We start from the raw sequence: 560 nt of genomic DNA, 5'->3' as shown, positions 1-560 counted from the left end.
GTGGCAATGAAGACTTGGACCAATGGGGGCCATTGAGTAAAGGGACAAACGGATAACCTCTTATTGTATGGGGATAGAAAAGATAAAGGGAATAAAGATATGTACTCAAATGCATTTGACGGAAAACGGAATAGGGCAACTGTGCAGAGGGGGTATTCTTTGATACAGCTGTTGGTGGTGATGCTGTTGATTTCGATATTGGCGACGGCGGCCTTTACGGCCTATCGGGAATCGGTCCGTTCGGCCAACCTGCGTGCGGCGCATGCTGCCCTGCTGGAAAATGCGCGCTTTATGGAGCAGTTCTACACGAAAAAGGGCAGCTTTAAGCTGACGTCGACGAAGTGGCCGGAATTGCCGGTGAAGGAGGCGGGCGGTTTCTGTATCAGGATGAGCGGCCAGGCTAAGGGGATCTTGGAGGGGAAGTTTACCCTGAAGGCAGTGGCGCTGGATAGTGAGGCGGAGCCGAGAGTATTACGCTTGAACGAGTCGTTGACGGCGGTGGTGTGCGGGAAGATGAAGGTGAAGGGAAGCTGTACGGATGGCGAGGAGATATTTAGGGG

Annotated in this window: 1 protein-coding gene; it reads left to right on the top strand. The window is 52.9% G+C overall.

Features of this window, described 5'->3' with window-relative positions; genetic code table 11:
• Window positions 1-99 precede the first annotated feature (99 nt).
• Window positions 100-560, top strand: a 461-nt coding sequence (locus tag HMPREF3047_RS10050; RefSeq protein WP_168165909.1) for a type IV pilin protein, incomplete at its 3' end; no start/stop codon positions are given.

It is taken from the genome of Neisseria sp. HMSC075C10 (assembly GCF_001815615.1).
Classification (GTDB): Bacteria; Pseudomonadota; Gammaproteobacteria; order Burkholderiales; family Neisseriaceae; genus Neisseria; species Neisseria subflava_A.
This window is presented reverse-complemented; position numbering and strand designations above follow the sequence as displayed.